This is a genomic window from Streptococcus sp. VTCC 12905 (genome assembly GCF_049893385.1).
GTDB classification, from domain to species: Bacteria; Bacillota; Bacilli; order Lactobacillales; family Streptococcaceae; genus Streptococcus; species Streptococcus suis_AA.
The window spans coordinates 34,930-57,610 of record NZ_JBMVJC010000012.1; the positions used below are offsets into that span (position 1 = coordinate 34,930).

The following is a 22,681-nucleotide window of genomic DNA, read 5'->3' on the forward strand; positions in this document are numbered from 1 at the left end:
GAGAGGGTTAATCTGGCTAGTATTGCGGGATCATTGTACAGTAAAGATAGGCTAGTACGTAATAAAAGGAAAGAAAATTCATGATGGATTTTCTTTTTTCTTGGAGATTTCAGTATAAAAAAAATTGAATTTATGGTAGAATAGTAGGGATAAAAAAGAGGAGTAAGTGAATGAAACCTAAATACGAACGCATTCTAATAAAACTGTCTGGAGAGGCTTTGGCCGGTGAACGTGGTATCGGCATTGACTTGAAAACCGTTCAAGAAATGGCAAAGGAAATCCAGGAAGTTGCAGAATCAGGTATTCAAATTGCCCTTGTAATTGGTGGCGGTAACTTATGGCGTGGAGAACCTGCTGCTGAGGCGGGCATGGATCGAGTTCAGGCTGACTATACTGGTATGCTTGGAACTGTTATGAACGCCCTTGTAATGGCGGATTCCCTTAAACAACTTGGTGTAGATACACGTGTACAAACCGCCATTGCCATGCAGTCGGTTGCTGAGCCTTATATTCGTGGTCGTGCGCTCCGTCATCTGGAAAAAGGTCGTATAGTTATCTTTGGTGCAGGTATTGGTTCTCCATACTTCTCAACCGATACAACAGCTGCCCTTCGATCTGCTGAAATTGAGGCAGATGCAATTTTGATGGCAAAAAATGGTGTGGATGGTGTGTATAACGCTGATCCGAAGAAAGATGCCAATGCTGTTAAATTTAATGAATTAACCCACCGTGAAGTGATTAGTCGTGGTCTTAAAATTATGGATGCGACTGCTTCAACACTTTCAATGGACAATGACATTGATTTGGTTGTCTTTAATATGAATGAACCAGGGAACATCAAGCGCGTTGTCTTTGGTGAACCGATTGGGACAACTGTTTCAAATTATACTGCAGAAAAATAATAGATTGAAATTGAGTTCAGTTTTCATCTATTCAATAGAAAAATAAAAAAAGTAGGAAGTTTTATGTCTAAAGAAATTATTGCTAAAACGCAAGAGCGCATGAACCAATCTCATCAGAGTTTGGCGCGTGAATTTAGCCACATTCGTGCTGGTCGTGCAAATGCTAGCTTGTTGGACCGTATTTCAGTTGAATACTACGGTTCTCCAACACCTTTGAACCAGTTGGCTGGTATTACAGTGCCAGAAGCGCGTGTTCTATTGATTACACCATTCGACAAGTCAATATTAAAAGATATTGAGCGTGCTTTGAACGCATCTGACCTTGGTTTGACACCACAATCTGACGGTACTGTTATTCGTTTGGTCATTCCTGCTCTTACTGAGGAAACTCGTAAGAATTTAGCGAAGGATGTGAAAAAAGTGGGTGAGAACTCTAAAGTTGCTATCCGCAATATCCGTCGTGATGCTATGGATGAAGCAAAAAAAGCTGAAAAAGCAAAAGAAATCACGGAAGACGAATTGAAGTCGCTTGAAAAAGATATTCAAAAAGTAACAGATGATGCTATCAAGACAATTGATAAAATGACTGCCGACAAAGAAAAAGAATTGTTGGAAGTTTAATCAACACGTTTTTAGGCTAAAAAATAGATCATCACTGGGCTGTCTAACTTCCAGTGGTGTATCAATAAGAAATCTAATGGAGGGGGGGGTTAGACAGACTCCCCCTTTTTTAATCAGAAGGAAGAAAATCATGAATGATTTATTAGCACAGTATATCGTTGGTTTAGTGACTGACGAAAATGATCAGTTTTATTTTGTCCAAAAAGGAGGAGTTACCTTTGCGCTCTCCAAGGAAGAAGGAGAACATAGTCTAGGTCAATCTGTTAAGGGATTTGCCTATACCGATATGAAACAAAAACTCCGTTTGACAACTAAGGAAGTTGGAGCGAGTCGTACCAGCTTTGGTTGGGGAACTGTCTCAGAGGTACGTAAGGATTTGGGTGTCTTTGTGGATACTGGTCTGCCAGACAAGCAAGTGGTTGTTTCCTTAGACATTTTGCCAGAAATCAAGGAACTCTGGCCGAAGAAAGGTGATCAGTTGTACGTCAAATTAGACGTCGATAAGAAGGACCGCATTTGGGCTCTACCAGCTTTTCAGGAAGATTTTCAGAAAATGGCTGGACCTGCTTATGACAATATGCAAAACCAAACTCTGCGAGCGATTGTCTACCGTTTGAAAATGAATGGTACTTTTGTTTATTTGCCAGACAACAACATGCTTGGTTTTATCCATCCGAGCGAACGCTTTGCGGAACCACGTCTGGGTCAGGTCTTGGAGGCGCGTGTCATCGGCTACCGTGCAGTTGATCGGACCTTGAACTTGTCTCTCAAGCCACGTTCATTTGAGATGCTGGAAAATGATGCTCAGATGATATTGACTTATCTGGAAAGCAATGGAGGTTTCATGACCTTGAACGATAAGTCTGATCCGGAAGACATCAAGGCTACCTTTGGTATTTCCAAAGGGCAATTCAAAAAAGCTCTTGGTGGTTTGATGAAGGCTGGGAAAATAAAGAAGGACTCAGTGGGAACAGAATTGGTATAGGAGGCGTCTATGCTCGTATATATTGCTGGTAGTGGAGCGATGGGGTGTCGGTTTGGTTATCAATTGTCTAAGACAAATCATGAAGTGATTTTGCTGGATAATTGGGAAGAACATATCGAAGCAATTCGAGAAAACGGCTTGAAAGTGACTGGAGATGTAGAGGAAACTGTACACTTACCCATCATGAAACCGACCGAAGCAACGAGAGAAGCAGATTTTATCATTCTTTTGACTAAGGCTGATCAGTTGCCAAAGATGTTGCGGGATATTAAGCCGATTATCGGTCCAACTACCATGGTTTTGAGTCTCCTGAATGGTTTGGGGCATGCGACGACCATGCGTCGGTATGTACCAGATGAAAGTATCATGGTTGGGGTGACTATGTGGTTGGCGGGACTAAAGGGTCCTGGACATGCTCACTTAGAAGGTCCGGGTTCTATCTCCGTTAAGCATATTCTTGGCGATGAGCAATCAGTTGCGGATATTATTGAAATGCTGAATGAAGCTGGACTAAATGTGACCTATGACAATCATGTTGTCAGTGCTATTTGGCAGAAAGCCTGTGTCAATGGTGTGATGAATCCAACTTGTACCATTTTAGACTGTACAATTGGTGAATTATTCGGTACGGAGGCTGGACTGAATCTAGTACAGGGGATTTTCAAAGAATTTATTGCTGTTGCTAAGTCTGAGGCAGATGGAATTGACGAAGAAGCTATTTGGAAATATGTTATTGATGCTTCGAAGAAGGCTTCTAATCACTATCCATCTATGCACCAGGATTTGGTCCAATATGGTCGAAAGACAGAAATTGATTATCTGAATGGAGCGGTTGTTTTTAAGGGCAAACGTACAGGTATTCCAACACCCTATTGCCAAATGATAACGGATATGATTCATGCCAAAGAGAGTATGCTGGGGTTGAGATAGGAGAAAGTCATGCCGATTGAAGCGGAAACGATTGAAGAATAGATGGCTGCCTTGCCTGAAAATCGGAAGGAAGCAGTTGAACGACTCCATCAAGTGATTGTGGAACAGTTACCAGCTGGTTTTGAAGTAGGAATCTTGGGAGCTATGATTAACTATTATGTGCCGCTTGCTGCCTACCCTGATGGTTATCACTGCACACCGGGAGAGCCCTTGCCATTCCTTGCCTTGGCATCACAAAAGGCACACATCGCCCTCTACCACATGGGAATCTATATGGACCAAGAATTGAATGATTGGTTCGTTGCTGCTTATCAAGCACAGGTGCCTACCAAACTGGATATAGGCAAGTCCTGTGTTCGTATGAAAAATCCCAAGAATATTCCTTATGAATTGATTGGGGATTTGGTTAGTAAAATGTCTATGGAGCGCTATATAGAGCTCTACGAAAAAAATCATAGAAAGTAAATGTAGTGAGAAGAAGTTTTTATTCTTGGTTGATGACCCAGCGCAACCCGAAAAGTAATGAACCAGTAGCTATCTTGGCAGATTATGCCTTTGATGAATCTGATTTTCCTAAGCAATCAGATAATTTCGATGAAGTCAGTCGTTTTTTAGAGGAATCGGCCAGCTTTGCCTTTTCCATGGCTGATTTTGATGCGATTTGGGAAGATTATTTGACACATTGATGGATAAAATAGTACAAAATAGCCTTGTTTGGGCTATTTTTGCTATAATAGAGAAAAGCACAGGAAAAGGAGTAACTCTTGCTAGAACATTCAATTGATATTCAACTCAAGCATCCAGATGATTCATTTAGCCTATTTGGTTCGAATGAACGCCATCTGAGATTGATGGAACAGGAACTAGGTGTGGTTATTCATGCCCGTACGGAAAAAGTGCAGGTGATTGGTCTGGAAGAACATGTAGAACAGGCGCGTATTGTTATCCAGTCTCTCCTTGTCTTGGTGAGTCGTGGTTTGGTTATCAATACGCCAGATGTGGTCACAGCTATTTCCATGGCAAAAAATGATGAGATTGAGAAATTCGTTGCCCTCTATGAAGAAGAGATTATCAAGGACAACTATGGCAAACCCATTCGCGTAAAGACCCTTGGACAGAAACTCTATGTGGACAGCGTAAAGCGTCATGACATCGTGTTTGGAATTGGACCTGCTGGTACAGGTAAGACCTTCTTGGCGGTTACTCTAGCTGTAACAGCCCTCAAGCGGGGACAGGTCAAGCGGATTGTCCTGACCCGTCCTGCGGTAGAAGCAGGCGAAAGTTTAGGCTTTTTGCCAGGGGACTTAAAAGAAAAAGTAGACCCCTATTTGCGTCCTGTCTATGATGCCCTCTACCAGATTTTGGGTAAGGAGCAGACCACGCGCCTAATGGAGCGCGAGATTATCGAGATTGCACCGCTGGCCTATATGCGGGGGCGGACCTTGGAAGATGCCTTTGTCATCTTGGATGAGGCGCAAAATACTACCATTATGCAGATGAAGATGTTCCTGACCCGTCTGGGCTTTAATTCCAAGATGATTGTCAATGGGGATATTAGTCAGATTGACCTGCCACGTAAGGTTAAGTCAGGTTTAATTGATGCGACAGAGAAACTGAGCAAAATTCCGCAGATTGATTTCGTACATTTTTCAGCCAAGGATGTGGTTCGCCATCCAGTTGTTGCCCAGATTATCAATGCCTATGAAGAGGAGGCTCGGGCGGCAGATAGTCGAGCAAGTTTTGATACGATTGGACAGTCTGGTCGGAGCGAAGAGGATGAAGATTAGTCAATATTCAAATCATTATAAACCATTATCAAGAACGAGAGTTAGTAGACGCCGACTTAAATCAGGTCTTGGCATTCTACCAGACCAATCCTCTCTATTTTTAACATTTTCCACCCTTGCCTAGTCTGGAAAGTTTAGCAAATGACCTTGTCGAGTGTCCACCAGGTAAGGAGTTATCAGATAAATATTTTTTAGGATTCTGGGACAAAGAGCGAATAGTTGCCATTCTAGACCTAATTGACGGCCATCCGACTGCAGAGATTGCCTACATCGGACTTTTTATGGTGGATTCAAGATTGGCTGGTCAGGGTCTTGGCTCAAAGATCATAGCAGAGCTCCTGTCTCAGTTAGCAACTCACTTCAAAAAGATGCGTCTAGGTTATGTAGAAAGCAAACCTCAGTCCAGTCATTTTTGGTCCAAAGTTGGATTTTGTGCAACTGGCGAGGTCAAAGAGTTGGCTGGAAAAACAATCGTTATAGCAGAATGTGATTTTGGAGGTTGGAAATAGGCGAACCTAGTTCGTTTCGCTCTGATGCAGATAGAACTCTGTCCCTTTTCTATTTCAAGGGAACAGGCTGTCAAGCTCAACTGGAGCTCGACAGTCATCAAATCAAGTCAACAATATCTGATTTTGATTGTCGAAGAGGCTGGGCAGAAAGTCCAGCCTCGCTTCTCAGAGTTCGTGTCAACATCTCAGCGCAGTGGTTGATTGGCTTTAACAGTCTGGCAGACTGTTAAAGGTAGGAGATAAGATTTGCACAGCAAATCTCAGCAGTTCGTGTTTCACACTCCTAATCTGACCATTACGACTGTTGCGAACAAAGTTCTTCGCTTTATCTCCAACCTCAAACTGTCTCCCAGACAGTTTGAGCTGTGCGGGGGTGGGAGTTTAAAAGGTCTGGGAGACATTTTAAAGTGGGAGATAAAAGCAGATGGCAGTCAGCTCACATAAATTGATCTCTGAGAATAGACTGTTTCAGATCAACAACTAGAAATAAAGTCTTGTTGACGAACTCTTTTTAGACTGGTCGAGTTCTTTCCCACTCCCATTGCTAGTTTTATAAAAATACTGCCAGTATGCCTTCAAAAACGGTTGTGATCAGCGAAAATCGATCTCGTGCTGAAAAACAATTCACAATTTTGTATATGCTAAATAAAAAACTGCCTATTTCATAAAGAAAAAAAGGCAGTTTTTTATCTGTCTGACAGTTAAAAAATGGAATTATTTTAAAGGTGAAGTTTATGAGATTTTAGAATGTTTTGGAACATGTTGATGAGAAATTTCTTGTTTGATAGCACAGTCACAAGAACAATCATTGCAGGTACCTTTACTTTTGACCAAGCTACGGATAGCTAGGACGAACAATACAACAATGAGTGATATCAGGATGAAGTTAGCCATTCATTTGCTCCTTTTGAATGTTTTTTAGAGTGACGATAGGTAAGGCGGAAGCAGGTTTCCGAACGACACTATACGCCATTGCAGATAGTAAAATCAGTGCAATACCGGTCCAAATAGTTGGTCGGTGATGGTAGAGAAAAACAGCTCCTAATTGATAAATGATGAGGCTGACAGCATAGGCTAGTCCTGTTTGGAAACCTACAGCAATCCAGGTCCATTTTGCATTTCCCATCTCACGATGTATGGCTCCAATAGCAGCAAAGCATGGTGCACAGAGCAAGTTAAAAATGAGGAATGAGTAGGCGGATAAAGCGGAATAATCTTGCTGGAGCAATGTCCACAATTCACGATTGCTCTCGGAAGTTTCTCCCAGTTTGTAGAGAATACCAAAACTAGCAATGACTGTCTCTTTAGCTAGGAGGCCAGTAATCGCTCCGATTGTAGCTTTCCAGTTCCCAAAACCAAGTGGTTGGAAGAAAAAGGCAAAACCATGGCCTATTGAAGCCAGGATGCTTTGATTTGTCTCGACTGGTGCCAAAGCCCAGCTGTATGAACTAGCAAACCAAATGATGATATTGGTTACGAAGATAATGGTCCCCGCACGTTTGATAAAGCTTATTGCCTTATCGGAAGAATAACGAAGAACAGTTTGAATTTGCGGAAGATGGTAGGAAGGCAATTCCATGATAAATGGACTCACCAAGCCACCGAGTTGCTTTGTTTTTTTCAATGCCAAACCAGAAAGAATAATGGCTCCCATACCAATGAAATATGCGCTGGGTGCAATCCAAGGGTTGCCAGGAAAAAAAGCGCCAGCAACGAGTGAAATAATTGGAAGTTTGGCTGAACAAGGCATAAAAGTAGCTGTCATAATAGTGATTTTTCTATCTTGTTCATTCTCAATTGTTCGACTAGCCATTACTCCAGGAACACCACATCCTGTAGCAATCAGCATCGGGATAAAGGATTTACCTGATAGGCCAAACCGTCTAAAAATTCGGTCCATGACAAAGGCAATTCGACTCATGTATCCAATATCTTCTAAGATTCCTAGACAGAAGAAGAGTACAAAAATCTGTGGCACAAAGCCGAGTATAGCCCCACAACCAGCTACAATTCCATAAAGTACTAATGATTGTAACCAGCCAGCAATTCCAAAGGTATCAAGAAGATTTTGAATAATAACTGGAACAAATTGGCCAAACAATACATCGTTGACCCAGTCAGTCCCAATAGTTCCTACGGTTTGGATAGCAAGAAAGTAGATTAGCCACATAACGAGTGCAAAAATAGGAAGTGCTAGAAAGCGGTTGGTTACAATTTGGTCCACTTTATCAGAAATATTAAAGCCGTTTCCAATTTCTTCTTGGACGGAGCTCGAAATGGTTTCAATTAATTGGTATCGCTGATTGACAATTATGGCTTCGATATCATCCGAATAGATTTTCTCCAAAATCATCATAATTTCAGATAAATCTGCTTTTTCAGTTTCTCCAAAATTGAGTTGATGTAAAATGTCTGGATCTTGTTCTAAAGACTTGATAGCATAAAAGCGTTGTTGTCTTGTAGGGATTGTTTGAGGTAACAATTCAATAACTTGAGCAATAGCTGCTTCAAATTGTTTCTCATATTGCGGAAAATAAGGTGTGTTAGATTGGGTGCTCGTTCTTTCAATTTCGCTGAGCAGTTGAGGGATTCCCATCTTTTTTAATGCACTAATTGATTGAATGGGGCAACCTAGCTGGTGAGATAACTGATCTACTTTAATACTCCGTCCCTGTTGTTTCAAAGTATCGGTCATATTCAGTGCAATAACAATTGGGATACCCATCTCGAGTAATTGGAGAGTTAGATATAGATTGCGTTCCAGATTCGTTGCATCTACAACATTTAAAATGGCTGCTGGTTGAGCAGTTAGGAGGTAGTCTCTAGCAACCATCTCTTCGGAAGTGTAGGGTGAGAGGGAATAGATTCCGGGAAGATCTTGCAGATCCAAGTGTAGTCGTTTTTTTATGTTTCCTGATTTTCTTTCGACCGTTACACCTGGCCAATTTCCAACTCGTTGGTTGGTTCCTGTCAGTAGGTTGAAAAGGGTGGTCTTCCCGCTGTTCGGATTACCCACTAAGGCTATCTGTTTTTTCATTTATTCACCTAGGTTGCAACTTGAACGAGAATCATTTGTGCTTCCGATTTCCGGAGAGTTAAATGGTAGCCACGAAGTGTTATTTCTAATGGATCGCCTAAAGGAGCAACATTTTTTAGAAGAAGTTGTGTATGTTTCGTTATACCCATATCCATGAGACGACGGCGTAGGGCGCCTGTCGCACAGATTTCAATAACTTTAGCGCTGCTACCAATTGGAAGATCTGATAGGGCCAAGGATCGCCCTTGTTCTGATTTTTCTTCTAAAACCAAGCTATTGAGAACAGATTGATCCAAACCTAAACGACTGGCTTTGATCTGGATAATTGCATTGTCCTTTGTTTTTGAAATGATTCGAATTTCTTGCCCTATCTTTAACCCAAGATGGTTCAAATGTTTGCGAACATCTTCTTGTAATTGAATGTCTTTTACAAGATAAATTTGTCCAATTTGCAGTGTTTGCATGTTCATTAGGCATCCTTTGTGATTTTTATAACAATAGTATAACACGAATACTTAAAAATGTCAGATATTTTTTAGATATATGTTAGCTTTAATGATACTGGAATATATTTTGTTCACGGGCTCACTTCATCGCTTTCTTCATCGTGCTCTCTCTTAATCTTTTTTTATAAAAATCCATTGACATATTTTGGGGGTATGATATACTAGTAAAGTACGCTGGTTTAGCTCAGTCGGTAGAGCGCATCCATGGTAAGGATGAGGTCGCCGGTTCAATCCCGGCAACTAGCATAAAATAATCCAAATAACCCTTGATACACAGGGGTTTTTGTTATGCCTGCCCCAAATTTTTCGAATATCTTTTTGAACTTGTCATTACTCATTTCTTTTAATGATTCCAGTTGATGAGCATAGACTTTGAGTGTTATGTTTAAATTTTTATGTCCTAATAATTGGGAAATGGAAATCAATTCGACTCCTTGAGTAATCAAGTATGATGTGTGGGTATGTCTTAGTGAGTGTATGTGGACATTTCGCCCAACTATTTTCTAAAGGCAATTCTTTTAAATAGAGGGTAAATAGGGAATATTTTACCAACAAAACCCCTTGACATATATGTTTATTGTGTTAAAATAGTGGATAGAAAGCTGAAAGGAGTAAGACAAATGAACAAAAAACTTATTGTCAAACAAGCTGTTTTTTATTATATACTCCTTTCTAAGCGGGAAAACAGATTTTAGAAATCATTCATGAGTGTGGTCTCGATGAAGAGTAGAGGTTGAACGTCAGTTCAGCTAGATAAGTTTATTGACTTATTGATTGATGATTTTTGAAAAACAACGGGTCTATTTTTGTGGACTAAAGCAAGCCTAGGAGGAGTGAAATGCTTCCCTGGGCTTTTTTGTGCGCTTAGAAAGGTAATACTCTTCGAAAACCAAAATTATCCGTTGTCAACTTGCCTTGATGAACTCCAGTTCTATCTTCGACTTCGTATTCTAGGCTACTTTTGATTTTCATTGAGTATAAGGTCTATCAATTGTTGCTTATTGAATAAAGTGGCAAATGACAGGCTAGAGATTTGTAAAGGAGATATATGTTTCGATTAATTTTTGATTATATCAAGCGTCATAAGTGGCTCTATTTATTGGTTGCCGTGACCTTGATTATTTATGATGCCACGCTTTTGGTACCGACGCAAATGATTCAACGGATGGTTGATATACTAACAAAAAATGAATTAATGCAAGCAATTTTAGTTCAGGATATGACGCTCTTGTTGCTCGTGACTTTGCTGAACTATGCTATGGCATTTATTTGGCACCTTAAACTATTTCAGGCTTCCGTTAACTTCAAGTTTGATATGCAACAACGGGCATTCAAAAAATTGGTCACCATGCGAACACCATTCTATGAGAAATTTCGCTCAGGAGATGTAATGACCCGTTTTTCAACGGATGTGGATGGCTTGATGGAGATGGTCGGCTACGGTCTCATGATTGTCGTCTATGCAGGCGGCATGCTAGCCTTTATCATCCCAACCATGTTCTTCATTGACTGGAAGATTTCTACGGTTGCTTTGCTTCCGATGCTGTTCATGACACTTTGTATATTTTTTATCGGAAGAAAACAAGAAAAGGCGATTGACGCGAATAGGGACGCTGTAGCTCAACTCAATAATGAAGTTTTGGAAGTCATCGAAGGGATTCGAGTGACTCGGGCTTATAGTAAGAAAGAGAATCAAAAAGCTCAATTCCAAGCACGCACCAAACAATTAGCACAAGGTGGTGATCGTATCACCTCACTTCAATCTATATACAATCCACTAGCGACTGTTTGTTTAGGTTTATCAACGATTATAGTACTTGTAATGGGAGCACAGGCCGTCAAGACAGGGCAATTAACACTCGGACAAATCATTGCACTGCAACTCTATGTCAGTTCGCTCTTAGAGCCCTTCTGGACACTGGCAGATTTTATCCTCGTTTATCAAACTGGCAAGACATCTTTCGAAAAATTGCAAGAGCTAATAGAGACTGGTGATGATTTGGAAGTGGATGGGGCTAAGGAAATAGCAGAGCTGGAGAGTATTGCTTTCAAGGATTACAGCTTCCGATATCCACAGGCGGAAAGAGCCAGTCTGCAGGACATTAATTGGACCCTACTAGCTGGACAGACCGTTGGAATCGTCGGAAAAACTGGATCTGGAAAGACGACCTTAGTCCGCCAATTCCTCCGTCAATATCCTATTGGTCAGGGTGATTTCACCATAAATGATCAATCAGTATTGGACTATAAACGCGCTAGCCTTGAAGAAAAAATTGGTTATGTTCCACAAGAACACATTCTCTTTTCTAAGTCTGTCGGAGAAAACATTGCTCTCGGTAAAGTAGATAGTAGTTCTGAAGAGATTGAACAAGCCATTGTTACGGCTGCATTTGATCAAGATTTAAAACGGATGAGTGATGGGCTTAACACTATGATAGGTGAACGTGGGGTGTCTATTTCGGGTGGTCAAAAGCAACGGATTTCTATTGCGCGTGCATTCTTACGGGAGCCAGATTTGCTAATCCTAGATGATTCCTTATCTGCAGTGGATGCTCGGACAGAACGCCAGATTATCCAAAATATTCAAAAAGAACGTGCCGGTAAAACCAATGTCATCGTGACCCATCGTCTATCTGCTGTCAAGCATGCTGATTGGGTGTTGGTTTTGGATGAGGGCCGTATCGTTGAAGAAGGGCGTCCCGCTGATTTGCTTGCCCAAAAAGGTTGGTATTATGAACAATACCGGCGACAACAAAGCCAGGAAGGAGGAGAGTAATGACTATTTTAGGATTTTTATTAAAACAAATCAAACGTATCAAATGGCTATTTATTGTAGCAGTAGTTTTCTATTTACTAGCTTCAACCCTGGTTCAATTGGCTCCTCTGTTGATTCAGCAGGCTATCGATGGGCCTATTACAGATTTGAGCAAGGGTTTGCCATTTGATGAAACTGTTTTTTTGACTCAGTCAGCTCAATATATGGGGATGACAGTCCTAGGAGCCATTGGTTTTTACCTGTCCATGCGCTTGCTCATGCATTGTGCTAATCGGATTGCAGAAAATCTGAGAAATCAAGCCTATGATGTGATGCAACGGTTGCCTATTTCATATTTTGATGATAAACCAGCAGGGAAGATTGCAACTAGAATTGTCAATGATACAGAGACACTACGAACTCAATTTTATGGTACTTTAGTTTATGCCTTTAACAATATCGTTCGACTGGTATTTACATATGCTGTTCTTTTCTACATGAATCGTAGTTTGGGTTGGCTGATGTTGCTGCTGATTCCTCTATATATTGGAATTCAATTTGCTTATAAAAAAATGACTGATAAGCCCATGAAGGACTTCTATGATGCCAGGAGTGATGTGAATACTCAGGTAAATGAAACCATGAACGGTGCTAGTTTGATTCAACTCTTTGGACAAGAAGAAAGAAGTATGCAAGAGTTTGAAGCTACTGCTGACAAGATGCGTCGTGCAGACAACAAGATGATTTGGGCTCAGTCTCTCGCAACTTGGAATTTGAGTGGCTTCTTACAAAATTTAGTGATTACAGGGATTTTGACAGTAGTTGGTTATCAATTTCTCAAGGGCCATCCTGGAGTTACAGCCGGGAGACTCTTTGTTTATGTTAATTACATTGAGGGAATCTTCATCGCATTAGGTGCCTTGGTTCAGCAATTTCCAAATATGCTTCGTTCTTTTGAAACTGGTAAGCGTCTAATGGCTCTTTTAGAAGAAGAGGCGGAACCTGATAGCGAGCATGATTTGGAAGTAAATCAAGGTCAAGTCGTGTTTGAAAATGTGAATTTTAGTTATGAAGAAAACAAACCAGTTTTGAGAGATATTTCCATTCGGGCTGAAAAAGGTGAAACAGTTGCTTTGGTGGGACATACGGGTTCTGGAAAGTCATCCATTATGAACCTCCTCTATCGTTTCTATGATCCACAAGCGGGTCGCGTATTGATTGATGGGAAAAATATTCGTGACTATTCTCGTGAAAGCCTTCGTAGTCACATGGGGATTGTTTTACAAGATCCCTATCTCTTTACAGGAACGATTGCAAGTAATGTTTCCATGAATGAGGAAACAGCAGACAAAACACGAATTTTGCAAGCCCTGGAAAAAGTTGGAGCAGGGCCGATGCTATCTCGTTTAGAGAAAGGGATTGATGAACCTGTAGTTGAGAAGGGAGCGGCCTTTTCAAGTGGAGAGCGCCAGCTGATTGCCTTTGCTCGGACACTCTACTCTGATCCTAAAATCCTCATTTTGGATGAGGCAACTTCTCATATTGATACGGAGACGGAAGAAATTATCCAACATGCCATGGAAGTGGTGAAAGAAGGCCGAACAACCTTTATCATCGCACACCGACTCTCTACCATTCAAAATGCAGATCAAATCTTTGTCTTGGATCAGGGTCGAATCATTGAGCATGGCAAACACGAAGATTTGATTGCGTTTGGTGGCACCTATTCTCAAATGCATGAGATTCAAGCAAGGGTGTAAGGACTAAAAATCTTTAGTTGGCAAAGACAGGCAGTCGAGGTGGGAATTTAGATCCTCAACCCAAAGATATTTATTCATTCAACTATGAAAGAATTGTCATACAACTCGAAATATCAAAGTGTTTCTACATTATGAAATCCAGTTTGGAACAACTGGATTTTTTTGAACCATTTTTTTATAAAAGTGACAACCTAAAATGAAAAATAGATTGGAATGATAAATGATTTAATTATTTTTATCAATATTATCATTTGATTTATTAGACAATCCGATAAATTTACATTGTTTAATAAAAAAATATATAGAAAAAAGTCTTTTAAAACAAGGGCTTTAGACTGTTATTGTAAAAAAATATTAAAATAGTAGGCAGAAAACTTGCATAGTGCCAACTTAAATGATAAACTAACAATATAAAGTTAAACAAAAGTTGTCACTTTTAATTATAAAACTACTTGAACTATTAAACAAGTGTTGGTTACTCTTAAAAGCGATAAATTGGTTTTTCTACTATTTTTAATTAAAGGAGAATACATTATGGGATTCATTTGGACACTTATCGTAGGTGGAGTAATTGGCGCAATCGCAGGAGCGATTACAAATAAAGGTGGCTCAATGGGCTGGATTGCAAATATTGTAGCCGGTCTCGTCGGTTCATCCATTGGTCAAGCTCTTTTAGGTCATTGGGGACCATCGCTTGCAGGAATGGCACTCTTCCCATCGATTCTAGGTGCGGTTATCGTAGTAGCAGTTGTATCTTTCTTCGTGGGTCGTAAGGCGTAGACGAAGCAAGCACATAGTTTTAAAAGATATTAGATGTATTGAAAGAGGTTTATTATGGGATTCATTTGGACACTTATCGTAGGTGGAGTAATTGGCGCAATCGCAGGAGCGATTACAAATAAAGGTGGCTCGATGGGTTGGATTGCCAATATTGTAGCAGGACTGGTTGGTTCATCCATTGGTCAAGCTCTTTTAGGTCATTGGGGACCATCGCTTGCAGGAATGGCACTCTTCCCATCGATTCTAGGTGCGGTTATCGTAGTAGCAGTTGTATCTTTCTTCGTGGGTCGTAAGGCATAGACGAAGTAAGCACACAGTTTTAAAAGATATTAGATGTATTGAAAGAGGTTTATTATGGGATTCATTTGGACATTAATCGTAGGTGGAGTAATTGGCGCAATCGCAGGAGCGATTACAAATAAAGGTGGCTCAATGGGCTGGATTGCAAATATTGTAGCCGGTCTCGTCGGTTCATCCATTGGTCAAGCTCTTTTAGGTCATTGGGGACCATCATTTGCAGGAATGGCGCTTGTTCCATCCATTGTTGGAGCGGTAATCGTTGTAGCAGTTGTTTCCTTCTTCGTGGGTCGTAAGGCGTAAGCCTTCTAGAAAGAGTTGCCTATGACAAAGTTAGTTAAGTGGGGATATGTATTAGTGGCATTACCTCTGTTTATTTTACTTGGCTTAATTGCCATCCGGTATTCGGAGGTTGTCACTTTGCCAAGTGAGGTAGCAGGATTCTTACCGCGATGGTATCTTCATGACCAATCTAATCAAGTAGTTTCACTATTCCTTTTCTGGGGATCACTTACTTTTATGCTTGCATTATTAATTGTCAGTCTAATATTCTTCTTGTGGCCAAAGCGTTATACAGAAATTGATTTGTCAGTTGAAAAGAATGGTAAGCTTTTATTAAAAAAATCTGCCATAGAAGGTTTTGTAAAATCAATTGTTTCAGAAAATGGAGTAATGGCTGATCCTTCAGTACATGTTTCTCTATATAAGAAACGTTTTAAGGTGAAAGTGGTAGGACAAATGCGTTCGAGGACTGCAGCTGTTCAACAAATGTCTAACTTGGAAAAAGAAATTCGAGAAGGTTTAGAGAACTTTTTCGGCTTGACTCGTCCAGTACAATTCTCGGTTGCTGTTAACGAAATTCAAGATTCTAAGAGTAGACTGGTTTCTCGGGTAGAATAGTGGGGTGTGTATGAAAGAGATAAATCATTGGAAATATCCTATTTTGGGAGCTGGAACTGGTCTTTTATTGGCGGTACTTTTCCTTACCCTTGGGTTCCTTAAAACATTGCTTGTATTATTTTTAATGATACTTGGGGCAGTGGTGGGCTCTCTCGTTCAACGATCAGGTATTTTAGAATATATTTTGAGAAAGTAATACAAAATTTTGGAGGATGAAATATGACTGAACAAAAGAAAGTTTCTGTAATTCGTGGAGAATTAACATATGCTGATAAAGTCATTGAGAAAATGATTGGAATTGCCTTAGAGTCAGTAGACGGCTTGTTGGAGGTCAGTGGTGGATTTTTCGCAAACCTGAAAGATAAAATAGTCAATAGCGACAAGCCGACAACAGGTGTAAACGTTGAAGTTGGTAAAAAACAAGTTGCTGTAGACCTTTCAATTATTGCAGAGTATAAAAAACACTTACCAACTATCTATAAAGATATGAAAGCTATTATTGAGTCAGAAGTGAAAGCCATGACAGATTTGGATGTGGTTGAAGTGAACGTTGAAGTGGTTGATATCAAAACTCGTGAACAATATGAAGCCGATTCAGTAAGTTTACAAGATAAAGTTACAGATGCTGCTAGTTCCGCAGTTGGATTTACGACAGCTCAAGTAGATAAAGCTTCAAAGGGTGTTGAAGACATTACAAGTGGCAAAGAACCACGTGTCATTTAAGTGAATAGAGGAGGAAAAAATTATGTCAGTAGATAAATTGAATGCAAAAAAAGATGAATTTGTTGGAACAGCAAAGAAAGTTGCTGGTAAAGTGACTGGAGATAAACACTTGGAAAATGAAGGTAAGGTTGAAGAATTAGCAGGAAAAGCTGGTTCCATCTTAGCTGATGCAAAGGATGCTGTAGAAGGCGCTCTTGATGGATTGAAGAATTCCAATAAGTAAGGATTACGAAAAAAGAAAGCAAGGTATTACTCATGGCGAAAATTACAGAAGTAGAACAAACATTGATAAAGGGAACAGTGACATACGCAGATCAGGTCATTGAAAAAATGATTGGTCACGCTTTACAACAAGTTCCAGGTTTATTGTCAATTAGTGGTGGATTTTTCACAAATATCAAAAATAAATTGATCAATAGCTCAGATGTCCGAGAAGGTATTAATGTAGAAGTCGGTAGCAAACAAGTTGCAACGGATTTGAAAATTGTGGTAGAATATGGAAAAGATATTCCTGAAATCGTCGAAACAATGAAGTCTATTATCGGTACAGAAGTGAAGAAAATGACCCACTTGGAAGTGGTTGAAGTCAATGTTGAAGTCGTGGATATAAAGACACGTGAAGAGTTTGAGGCAGAATCTGTGACCTTACAAGATCGTGTAGCTAGTGCTACTCAAGCTACAGGTGAGGTGATAGGCAATCAAGCTAGTAAAGCTGGTGATTTCGTCACCACTCAAACAGAAGTGGTAAAAGATAAACTTGAATCATCACGTGTTCAATAATCACGTACGCATTTATGTGCGATAAGAGACAACTAGCTAGGTAAAAGATGTGTTATCTAGCTAGACGATGGGAGTGAGATGATAGCATCTCGCTCTTTTTCAGTTTGTGAAAGGAGAACAAAAAAATGCCAAATCGTAAGATGGTAAAAACATCAAAATATCAGCAAATTGCAGTTGGAGTTGCTCAAAGAATCGTGAGCGGGGAGTATAAAGTGGGTGAACGAATCAAATCTCGTTCTACATTAGCCAGTATGTTTGGTGTTTCCCCTGAAACAACTCGGAAAGCTTTAAATATCTTGGCTGATTTGAATATTGTTTCCGTCAAACACGGTAGTGGAGCCATTGTCTTGTCCAAAGAAAAGGCTCAAGATTTTTTGGATAATTTTGAAATGACCAATTCATTGGTTACGCAGAAAGATCGAATCCTTGAGAAAATGGATCAACAGGAGCTCATGCTGAAAGAATTGCGTGGTATGGTTTCTATTTACCTAGATCAGACCAAGCGTGTGCAAAAAAAGTATCCCCTTGAACCATATGGATTAAAGTTGACCTCGGATTCTGACTTGTTGGGGAAACAATTAACAGAAATCCGAGTTTGGCATCATACAGGAGCTGTGATAGTAGGAATAGAAAGAAATGAAGACTTGCTAATTGCTCCCAGTCCGTATCAAACATTGGAAAAGGATGATTTGATTTATTTTGTTGGTGAGGAAGAAAGCTACACAAGGATGAAGAATTTATTCAATTTGCATGAAAAACAAAAATCGGCGAAATAAGTTGATAGACCAGAAAGAAATTGTACATGAAAGCTTTAATTTTTGATGTAGATGATACCTTATATGATCAAATTCAACCGTATTATCAATTGATTAAAAACCAGTAGGTCTAGCGGGTATGAATTGTTCGGAATTATGGTTTACAGGAACTAACGGATCAACAATCTTTGCAAAATGTCTGTTTCCGAAAGAGCCTAGACCCCTTCCTATTTTGTTTTATTTCCGTCGCTACCAGGGTCAAGGTCCAGACTGGACAGAATTATTGAAATTTACTGCTGGAGGTCTCGGAGTAGTGGCGATGGATGTCCGAGGGCAAGCGGGTCGTTCTCAGGACTTGGGGCAATTTGAAGGGCTAACAGTCAAAGGACAAGTAATTCGTGGGATGTTGCAGGGACCAACACATCTTTTCTTCAAGGATGTGTACCTAGATGTGTACCAAATGATTCAACTTGTGGCTCGCTTTGATTTTGTGGATGAGACACGGCTAATGAGTTATGGTGCTTCTCAAGGTGGAGCACTGGCTTTGGTGGCGGCGGCTTTATATCAAACCTTATCTAAAACAGTAGCAGTCTATCCATTTTTATCAGATTTTAAGCGTGTTTTAGAATTGGGTAACAATAGTGAGGCCTATGATGAACTCTTTCGTTATTTTAAATATTCCGACACATTTCATCGAACCGAGGCTAAGATCTTATCTGTCTTAGATTATATAGATGTCAAAAACCTAGCCCACCGGATTCAGTGTCCAGTTGCTATGGTCACTGGTTTAGAAGATGCAGTCTGTCCTCTATCTACTCAATTTGCTATTTTCAATCGACTTGAGACGACAAAGGAAATGAGAATTTTACCGGATTATGGACATGATGCCCTAAATGTTCAAGTGAATGACTATGTATTTGACTATTTGCTTGAGACCAACTTCTCGTAAGTAAAAATGAACAGCTCTTGTTGAACTGTTCATTTTATATATGATTGTTTGTTTAAAAATCGTTTCTTTTCTCGGTCAATGGCTTGGAAGTAGGCGTAGATAATATCCAGCATGATGAGTAGTGGTATTGAGGTGAAATCCGATTGCCACAATTTAAATTCCGTACGGAAGCGACCGGGAAAATTTTATGGGTCTGAGTGGTTGAAAATGTTTTAATTGTGAGAAGAGCGGTAGCGGCTCCTTTTTGAGCTGCCAAATCCAAATATTCCATAACCTCCTCTGTTTGGCCAGATAATGATAAACCAATGACCAAACAAGAAGAATCAAGAATAGTGGTTGTCCAGATTAAATTATTTTTATCCGTAATCGCATCACATACCACTCCAAGTCTCATAAAGCGAAATTTGATTTCCATTGCAACCAAACCTGAACTACCGATCCCATAGAAGTAGACGCGCTTGCTGTTGTCAATTAATTTTGCAATTTCTTCTAGCTTTTCTTCATCCACTAGGTTATTGGTAGCTGCCAATATTTGATCATAATCAATCAACACTTTCTTATTTAGGCTACACTGAATATGGTCGAAATGTTTTAACAAATGCTGGTGATCTTTTTGATAGGTGAAAACAAATTCTCTATAACCTGAGAAACCGCATTTTTTTGCGAATCGTGTGAGTGCAGATGGTGAAAACGTGAAGAGTGGCTGTAGTGAACTCCAATGTTAAATCTGCATCAACAGGATCCAATTGCGTGAAATAGCAGGCAAATTTCTTGTTTCAACTCAGTTATTTCGTCCATATTGGATTCAATAATAGCAATGATATTGTTTCCTGTTGCTATCATAGTGACTTACCCTTTAGTACGATGGTTTGTAATCATTATACTATAAAAATCCGCTTTCTTTCCTTTTGTGGTATAATGGACTTGTATAGAAGGAATGTAATAAGATGTATATTGAAATGGTAGACGAAACAGGAAAAGTTCCTGTGAAAATGCAAGAACAAATCATAGAATTGCTCCAATTTGCAGCTAAAAAAATCGGTAAACAAAATAAAGAAATGGCTGTGACATTTGTAGATAATGCCCGTGTGCATGAAGTAAATTTGGAATATCGAGGCATTGATCGCCCCACAGATGTGGTTAGTTTAGAGTACAAACCCGAATCAGAAATTGTCTTTGATGAAGAAGATTTGGTGGACAATCCTGAATTGGCTGAAATGATGGAAGATTTTGATGCCTATATTGGGGAATTGTATATTTCAATTGATAAGGCGCGTGAACAGGCTGAGGATTACGGACATAGCTTTGAGCGTGAAATGGGATTTTTAGCCGTACATGGCTTCTTACACATCAATGGTTACGATCATTATACGCCTGAAGAAGAAGCTGCGATGTTTGGTTTACAAGAAGAAATTTTAACTGCTTATGGACTTACGCGAGAATAATTCAAAAAATCGGTGGAAAAACCGAGAATTGATTTCGAGTCTGGATTTTGCTGTATCAGGACTCATAACCGCCTTTAAAGAAGAGCGCAATATGCGTAAGCATGCTGTATCGGCTATATTAGTAATTTTGGCAGGCTTGGTTTTCCAAGTATCGGTGACAGAGTGGCTATTTCTTTTGTTGAGTATCAGCTTAGTTGTAGCATTTGAGATTGTCAATTCTGCCATTGAAAATGTGGTGGACTTGGCATCTGATTATCATTTTTCCATGCTGGCCAAAAATGCAAAAGATATGGCAGCAGGGGCGGTCTTATTTGTATCAGGATTTGCATTACTAACAGGGCTCATCATTTTTGTGCCTAAAATTTGGAATTTTATATTTTAAGAATAAAGGAGAATTCATGACATTTAAGTCAGGTTTTGTGGCGATTTTAGGTCGTCCAAATGTAGGAAAATCCACTTTCCTCAACTATGTAATGGGGCAAAAAATTGCCATCATGAGCGACAAGGCTCAAACCACCCGTAATAAGATTATGGGGATTTATACCACGGATAAAGAGCAAATTGTTTTTATTGACACGCCAGGAATTCACAAGCCCAAGACAGCCCTAGGTGATTTTATGGTGGAATCAGCCTATAGCACTCTTCGAGAGGTAGATACAGTTCTGTTTATGGTACCAGCGGATGAAAAACGTGGTAAGGGCGATGATATGATAATGGAACGGCTAAAACAGGCAAATGTTCCAGTTATCTTAGTGGTTAATAAGATTGACAAAGTTCATCCAGACCAACTATTAGAGCAAATTGATGATTTTCGCCATCAAATGGATTTCAAAGAAATTGTACCAATTTCGGCAACTCAGGGTAATAATGTCAATCGACTTATGGAAATTCTGAAGGAAAACCTGGACGAAGGATTCCAATATTTCCCTGCGGACCAAATCACTGACCATCCCGAACGTTTTTTGGTGTCTGAGATGATTCGTGAGAAAGTCTTGCATCTGACTCGTGAGGAAATTCCGCACTCAGTTGCCGTTGTCATTGAGTCCATGAAACGTGATGAATTTACCGACAAAGTCCACATTCGCGCGACGATTATGGTAGAGCGTGATAGCCAAAAAGGCATCATCATTGGTAAGCAAGGAGCTATGCTCAAGAAAATTGGCTCCATGGCACGTCGTGACATTGAATTAATGCTTGGTGATAAAGTCTTCCTCGAAATCTGGGTTAAAGTCAAGAAAAACTGGCGAGACAAAAAACTCGACCTCGCTGACTTTGGGTATAACAAAAAGGAATATTAAGAAGGTTCGGAGGTTTGAAACCGTCTGGGAATAGACTGTTTCAGCTGGTCACCTAGAAATGTGCAAGTGACCATGTGAAAACTCGAACCTAGAGAAATTTGATAACTTGTCCATTCTCGCTTATACTCTGCTTTCAAATCTATTAATGAAAAGTTAAAAACACCACTTTAGTGGTGTTTTCCGTCGTAATGGTATGGTAAATGAAGATTAAAACAGTTAATGAACAGACTCTTTCTATCTGGGCTTCTTTTGCTAGTCAGGTTTGGCGAACAAATGAGCAAGAATTGATAGAAAAATTTAGGAATAATAAGTTTCCGTATGAATTTCTTTATTTCTCTTCTGGCGAAGAGCCCGTAGCTTGGATTAGTTTATCTCTCCGGTCACGACTATGTTGAAGGATGTCAGAATGGTCCAACTGCTTACTTAGAAGGAATTTTTATCATTCCAGACTATCGTAGCCAAGGGATTGCGGATAAGCTATTGTCTTTTGCAATTAGTTGGGCTGAAAATCGTGGAATATCTCAACTTGCATCTGACGCGGAATTCGATAATTAACTTAGTCAGAGTTTTCATGTCAAATATGGTTTCCGGGAAGTTGGTAGAACAGTTCACTATGTTTTGGAATTGAAGTGAGATAAAAAAACTTTATGAGAAAGGTAAGCCAACTAGGTGTTGGAATTGAACCCGCCTACGACTCTTTGAAAAAAGACAACCGTGACCTAGGTGCCGAAGAACCGTCGGTCAGGTTTCTATTTTTGTTTTATTTTGTAATTTTGTTAGAAAGGACGAGTGTTGCGTACTTGAACCCGAGCTAAAAGCTCGGAAAATAGATAGAGCTCCTTGTGTGCAAGTCACACAGCGTCGCTCTCCTTTTATCTTGTTATTTTAATTTAGAAAGGAAAGCCGACTAGGTGTTGGAATTGAACCCGCCTACGACTCTTTGAAAAAAGACAACCGTGACC

Annotated in this window: 26 protein-coding genes, 1 tRNA gene and 2 pseudogenes; 25 read left to right on the forward strand and 4 right to left on the reverse strand. The window is 39.9% G+C overall.

The genetic code is table 11. The features are described 5' to 3' along the window. Positions 1 to 170 precede the first annotated feature (170 nt). The 8 genes from pyrH (at position 171) to ACPC58_RS05805 (ending at position 5,734) form a co-directional block, all read left to right on the forward strand. Positions 171 to 902: a UMP kinase gene (gene pyrH, locus ACPC58_RS05770; protein WP_217374081.1), complete on the forward strand. Its 732-nt coding sequence runs from the start codon at positions 171 to 173 to the stop codon at positions 900 to 902. Positions 903 to 965: 63 nt separating this feature from the next. Beyond that, on the forward strand, positions 966 to 1,523 hold the full coding sequence (gene frr / locus ACPC58_RS05775) for a ribosome recycling factor (RefSeq protein WP_217374080.1): 558 nt from the start codon (positions 966 to 968) through the stop codon (positions 1,521 to 1,523). Between the two features lie 130 nt (positions 1,524 to 1,653). Then, on the forward strand, positions 1,654 to 2,508 hold the full coding sequence (gene cvfB, locus ACPC58_RS05780; protein WP_434065506.1) for an RNA-binding virulence regulatory protein CvfB: 855 nt from the start codon (positions 1,654 to 1,656) through the stop codon (positions 2,506 to 2,508). A 9-nt stretch (positions 2,509 to 2,517) separates the two neighbouring features. Further along, positions 2,518 to 3,438 carry a 2-dehydropantoate 2-reductase gene (locus ACPC58_RS05785; protein WP_434065507.1) on the forward strand — a complete coding sequence of 307 codons (921 nt, stop codon included), beginning with the start codon at positions 2,518 to 2,520 and terminating at the stop codon, positions 3,436 to 3,438. A gap of 42 nt (positions 3,439 to 3,480) precedes the next feature. Then, the gene (locus tag ACPC58_RS05790; protein WP_434065508.1) at positions 3,481 to 3,903 is read left to right on the forward strand and encodes a DUF1801 domain-containing protein; all 423 of its coding nucleotides are present in this window, start codon (positions 3,481 to 3,483) and stop codon (positions 3,901 to 3,903) included. A 5-nt stretch (positions 3,904 to 3,908) separates the two neighbouring features. Next, on the forward strand, positions 3,909 to 4,124 hold the full coding sequence (locus tag ACPC58_RS05795; RefSeq protein WP_130555249.1) for a YozE family protein: 216 nt from the start codon (positions 3,909 to 3,911) through the stop codon (positions 4,122 to 4,124). 78 nt (positions 4,125 to 4,202) lie between these two features. Then, the gene (locus ACPC58_RS05800) at positions 4,203 to 5,225 is read left to right on the forward strand and encodes a PhoH family protein (protein ID WP_130555248.1); all 1,023 of its coding nucleotides are present in this window, start codon (positions 4,203 to 4,205) and stop codon (positions 5,223 to 5,225) included. Positions 5,226 to 5,341: 116 nt separating this feature from the next. Continuing rightward, positions 5,342 to 5,734 carry a GNAT family N-acetyltransferase gene (locus tag ACPC58_RS05805; protein ID WP_434065509.1) on the forward strand — a complete coding sequence of 131 codons (393 nt, stop codon included), beginning with the start codon at positions 5,342 to 5,344 and terminating at the stop codon, positions 5,732 to 5,734. 886 nt (positions 5,735 to 6,620) lie between these two features. Here ACPC58_RS05805 and feoB read toward each other — a convergent pair. Together feoB and ACPC58_RS05815 are read right to left on the reverse strand one after the other, a co-directional pair. After that, a complete protein-coding gene (feoB, locus tag ACPC58_RS05810) occupies positions 6,621 to 8,771 on the reverse strand; it encodes a ferrous iron transport protein B (RefSeq protein ID WP_434065510.1) in 2,151 nt (716 codons plus the stop codon). 8 nt (positions 8,772 to 8,779) lie between these two features. Beyond that, complete coding sequence (locus ACPC58_RS05815; protein WP_434065511.1) at positions 8,780 to 9,241, reverse strand: FeoA domain-containing protein; 462 nt, start codon at positions 9,239 to 9,241, stop codon at positions 8,780 to 8,782. A 209-nt stretch (positions 9,242 to 9,450) separates the two neighbouring features. On the opposite strand from ACPC58_RS05815, the gene ACPC58_RS05820 reads away from it, so the two are divergent. After that, positions 9,451 to 9,523: transfer RNA gene (locus ACPC58_RS05820), tRNA-Thr, on the forward strand. Here ACPC58_RS05820 and ACPC58_RS05825 read toward each other — a convergent pair. Beyond that, positions 9,505 to 9,780 (reverse strand): annotated as a pseudogene (locus tag ACPC58_RS05825) (tyrosine-type recombinase/integrase); the annotation flags it as partial. The gene ACPC58_RS05820 and the pseudogene ACPC58_RS05825 sit on opposite strands and share 19 nt — an antisense overlap. Positions 9,781 to 10,325: 545 nt before the next feature. On the opposite strand from ACPC58_RS05825, the gene ACPC58_RS05830 reads away from it, so the two are divergent. The 12 genes and pseudogenes from ACPC58_RS05830 to ACPC58_RS05885 form a co-directional block, all read left to right on the forward strand. After that, entirely contained in the window at positions 10,326 to 12,053 is a 1,728-nt protein-coding gene (locus ACPC58_RS05830) for an ABC transporter ATP-binding protein (RefSeq protein WP_434065512.1), read from the forward strand. Continuing rightward, positions 12,053 to 13,792: an ABC transporter ATP-binding protein gene (locus ACPC58_RS05835; protein ID WP_434065513.1), complete on the forward strand. Its 1,740-nt coding sequence runs from the start codon at positions 12,053 to 12,055 to the stop codon at positions 13,790 to 13,792. Before ACPC58_RS05830 ends, ACPC58_RS05835 begins: the two co-directional genes overlap by 1 nt. A gap of 534 nt (positions 13,793 to 14,326) precedes the next feature. Further along, entirely contained in the window at positions 14,327 to 14,572 is a 246-nt protein-coding gene (locus tag ACPC58_RS05840) for a GlsB/YeaQ/YmgE family stress response membrane protein (RefSeq protein WP_130554821.1), read from the forward strand. A gap of 54 nt (positions 14,573 to 14,626) precedes the next feature. Beyond that, complete coding sequence (locus tag ACPC58_RS05845) at positions 14,627 to 14,872, forward strand: GlsB/YeaQ/YmgE family stress response membrane protein (protein WP_130554821.1); 246 nt, start codon at positions 14,627 to 14,629, stop codon at positions 14,870 to 14,872. Positions 14,873 to 14,926: 54 nt separating this feature from the next. Next, positions 14,927 to 15,172 (forward strand): GlsB/YeaQ/YmgE family stress response membrane protein, encoded by a 246-nt coding sequence (locus ACPC58_RS05850; protein WP_217374072.1) that lies wholly within the window; start codon positions 14,927 to 14,929, stop codon positions 15,170 to 15,172. A gap of 21 nt (positions 15,173 to 15,193) precedes the next feature. After that, positions 15,194 to 15,769, forward strand: coding sequence for an alkaline shock response membrane anchor protein AmaP (gene amaP / locus ACPC58_RS05855; RefSeq protein WP_130554824.1), 576 nt, complete (start codon positions 15,194 to 15,196; stop codon positions 15,767 to 15,769). Between the two features lie 10 nt (positions 15,770 to 15,779). Next, complete coding sequence (locus tag ACPC58_RS05860) at positions 15,780 to 15,965, forward strand: DUF2273 domain-containing protein (RefSeq protein WP_274504160.1); 186 nt, start codon at positions 15,780 to 15,782, stop codon at positions 15,963 to 15,965. Positions 15,966 to 15,988: 23 nt separating this feature from the next. After that, a complete protein-coding gene (locus ACPC58_RS05865; RefSeq protein ID WP_434065514.1) occupies positions 15,989 to 16,492 on the forward strand; it encodes an Asp23/Gls24 family envelope stress response protein in 504 nt (167 codons plus the stop codon). A gap of 22 nt (positions 16,493 to 16,514) precedes the next feature. Next, entirely contained in the window at positions 16,515 to 16,715 is a 201-nt protein-coding gene (locus ACPC58_RS05870; RefSeq protein WP_274504158.1) for a CsbD family protein, read from the forward strand. A 32-nt stretch (positions 16,716 to 16,747) separates the two neighbouring features. Continuing rightward, on the forward strand, positions 16,748 to 17,272 hold the full coding sequence (locus ACPC58_RS05875) for an Asp23/Gls24 family envelope stress response protein (RefSeq protein WP_434065515.1): 525 nt from the start codon (positions 16,748 to 16,750) through the stop codon (positions 17,270 to 17,272). Positions 17,273 to 17,397: 125 nt separating this feature from the next. Next, the gene (locus ACPC58_RS05880; RefSeq protein WP_217374059.1) at positions 17,398 to 18,048 is read left to right on the forward strand and encodes a TrkA C-terminal domain-containing protein; all 651 of its coding nucleotides are present in this window, start codon (positions 17,398 to 17,400) and stop codon (positions 18,046 to 18,048) included. Positions 18,049 to 18,178: 130 nt separating this feature from the next. Continuing rightward, positions 18,179 to 18,976: pseudogene (locus ACPC58_RS05885) on the forward strand (acetylxylan esterase); the annotation flags it as partial. Between the two features lie 52 nt (positions 18,977 to 19,028). Here ACPC58_RS05885 and ACPC58_RS05890 read toward each other — a convergent pair. Further along, positions 19,029 to 19,574, reverse strand: a complete 546-nt coding sequence (locus ACPC58_RS05890) for a MurR/RpiR family transcriptional regulator (RefSeq protein WP_434065516.1) — start codon at positions 19,572 to 19,574, stop codon at positions 19,029 to 19,031. Positions 19,575 to 19,923: 349 nt separating this feature from the next. On the opposite strand from ACPC58_RS05890, the gene ybeY reads away from it, so the two are divergent. The 4 genes from ybeY (at position 19,924) to ACPC58_RS05910 (ending at position 22,274) form a co-directional block, all read left to right on the forward strand. Next, on the forward strand, positions 19,924 to 20,421 hold the full coding sequence (gene ybeY, locus ACPC58_RS05895; RefSeq protein WP_172035867.1) for an rRNA maturation RNase YbeY: 498 nt from the start codon (positions 19,924 to 19,926) through the stop codon (positions 20,419 to 20,421). Beyond that, on the forward strand, positions 20,402 to 20,803 hold the full coding sequence (locus ACPC58_RS05900) for a diacylglycerol kinase family protein (RefSeq protein ID WP_434065517.1): 402 nt from the start codon (positions 20,402 to 20,404) through the stop codon (positions 20,801 to 20,803). Before ybeY ends, ACPC58_RS05900 begins: the two co-directional genes overlap by 20 nt. A 16-nt stretch (positions 20,804 to 20,819) precedes the next feature. After that, entirely contained in the window at positions 20,820 to 21,719 is a 900-nt protein-coding gene (era, locus tag ACPC58_RS05905) for a GTPase Era (protein ID WP_318150456.1), read from the forward strand. A gap of 441 nt (positions 21,720 to 22,160) precedes the next feature. Beyond that, on the forward strand, positions 22,161 to 22,274 hold the full coding sequence (locus ACPC58_RS05910) for a GNAT family N-acetyltransferase (RefSeq protein ID WP_254451662.1): 114 nt from the start codon (positions 22,161 to 22,163) through the stop codon (positions 22,272 to 22,274). Positions 22,275 to 22,681 lie beyond the last annotated feature (407 nt).

Excerpts from the sequence above, each read along its gene's own strand:
- pyrH (WP_217374081.1), top strand. The coding sequence starts at position 171 with ATGAAACCTAAATACGAACGCATTCTAATAAAACTGTCTGGAGAGGCT.
- frr (WP_217374080.1), top strand. The coding sequence starts at position 966 with ATGTCTAAAGAAATTATTGCTAAAACGCAAGAGCGCATGAACCAATCT.
- cvfB (WP_434065506.1), top strand. The coding sequence starts at position 1,654 with ATGAATGATTTATTAGCACAGTATATCGTTGGTTTAGTGACTGACGAA.
- ACPC58_RS05785 (WP_434065507.1), top strand. The coding sequence starts at position 2,518 with ATGCTCGTATATATTGCTGGTAGTGGAGCGATGGGGTGTCGGTTTGGT.
- ACPC58_RS05790 (WP_434065508.1), top strand. The coding sequence starts at position 3,481 with ATGGCTGCCTTGCCTGAAAATCGGAAGGAAGCAGTTGAACGACTCCAT.
- feoB (WP_434065510.1), bottom strand. The coding sequence starts at position 8,771 with ATGAAAAAACAGATAGCCTTAGTGGGTAATCCGAACAGCGGGAAGACC.
- ACPC58_RS05815 (WP_434065511.1), bottom strand. The coding sequence starts at position 9,241 with ATGAACATGCAAACACTGCAAATTGGACAAATTTATCTTGTAAAAGAC.
- ACPC58_RS05830 (WP_434065512.1), top strand. The coding sequence starts at position 10,326 with ATGTTTCGATTAATTTTTGATTATATCAAGCGTCATAAGTGGCTCTAT.
- ACPC58_RS05835 (WP_434065513.1), top strand. The coding sequence starts at position 12,053 with ATGACTATTTTAGGATTTTTATTAAAACAAATCAAACGTATCAAATGG.
- ACPC58_RS05840 (WP_130554821.1), top strand. The coding sequence starts at position 14,327 with ATGGGATTCATTTGGACACTTATCGTAGGTGGAGTAATTGGCGCAATC.
- ACPC58_RS05845 (WP_130554821.1), top strand. The coding sequence starts at position 14,627 with ATGGGATTCATTTGGACACTTATCGTAGGTGGAGTAATTGGCGCAATC.
- ACPC58_RS05850 (WP_217374072.1), top strand. The coding sequence starts at position 14,927 with ATGGGATTCATTTGGACATTAATCGTAGGTGGAGTAATTGGCGCAATC.
- amaP (WP_130554824.1), top strand. The coding sequence starts at position 15,194 with ATGACAAAGTTAGTTAAGTGGGGATATGTATTAGTGGCATTACCTCTG.
- ACPC58_RS05860 (WP_274504160.1), top strand. The coding sequence starts at position 15,780 with ATGAAAGAGATAAATCATTGGAAATATCCTATTTTGGGAGCTGGAACT.
- ACPC58_RS05865 (WP_434065514.1), top strand. The coding sequence starts at position 15,989 with ATGACTGAACAAAAGAAAGTTTCTGTAATTCGTGGAGAATTAACATAT.
- ACPC58_RS05870 (WP_274504158.1), top strand. The coding sequence starts at position 16,515 with ATGTCAGTAGATAAATTGAATGCAAAAAAAGATGAATTTGTTGGAACA.
- ACPC58_RS05875 (WP_434065515.1), top strand. The coding sequence starts at position 16,748 with ATGGCGAAAATTACAGAAGTAGAACAAACATTGATAAAGGGAACAGTG.
- ACPC58_RS05880 (WP_217374059.1), top strand. The coding sequence starts at position 17,398 with ATGCCAAATCGTAAGATGGTAAAAACATCAAAATATCAGCAAATTGCA.
- ybeY (WP_172035867.1), top strand. The coding sequence starts at position 19,924 with ATGTATATTGAAATGGTAGACGAAACAGGAAAAGTTCCTGTGAAAATG.
- ACPC58_RS05900 (WP_434065517.1), top strand. The coding sequence starts at position 20,402 with ATGGACTTACGCGAGAATAATTCAAAAAATCGGTGGAAAAACCGAGAA.
- era (WP_318150456.1), top strand. The coding sequence starts at position 20,820 with ATGACATTTAAGTCAGGTTTTGTGGCGATTTTAGGTCGTCCAAATGTA.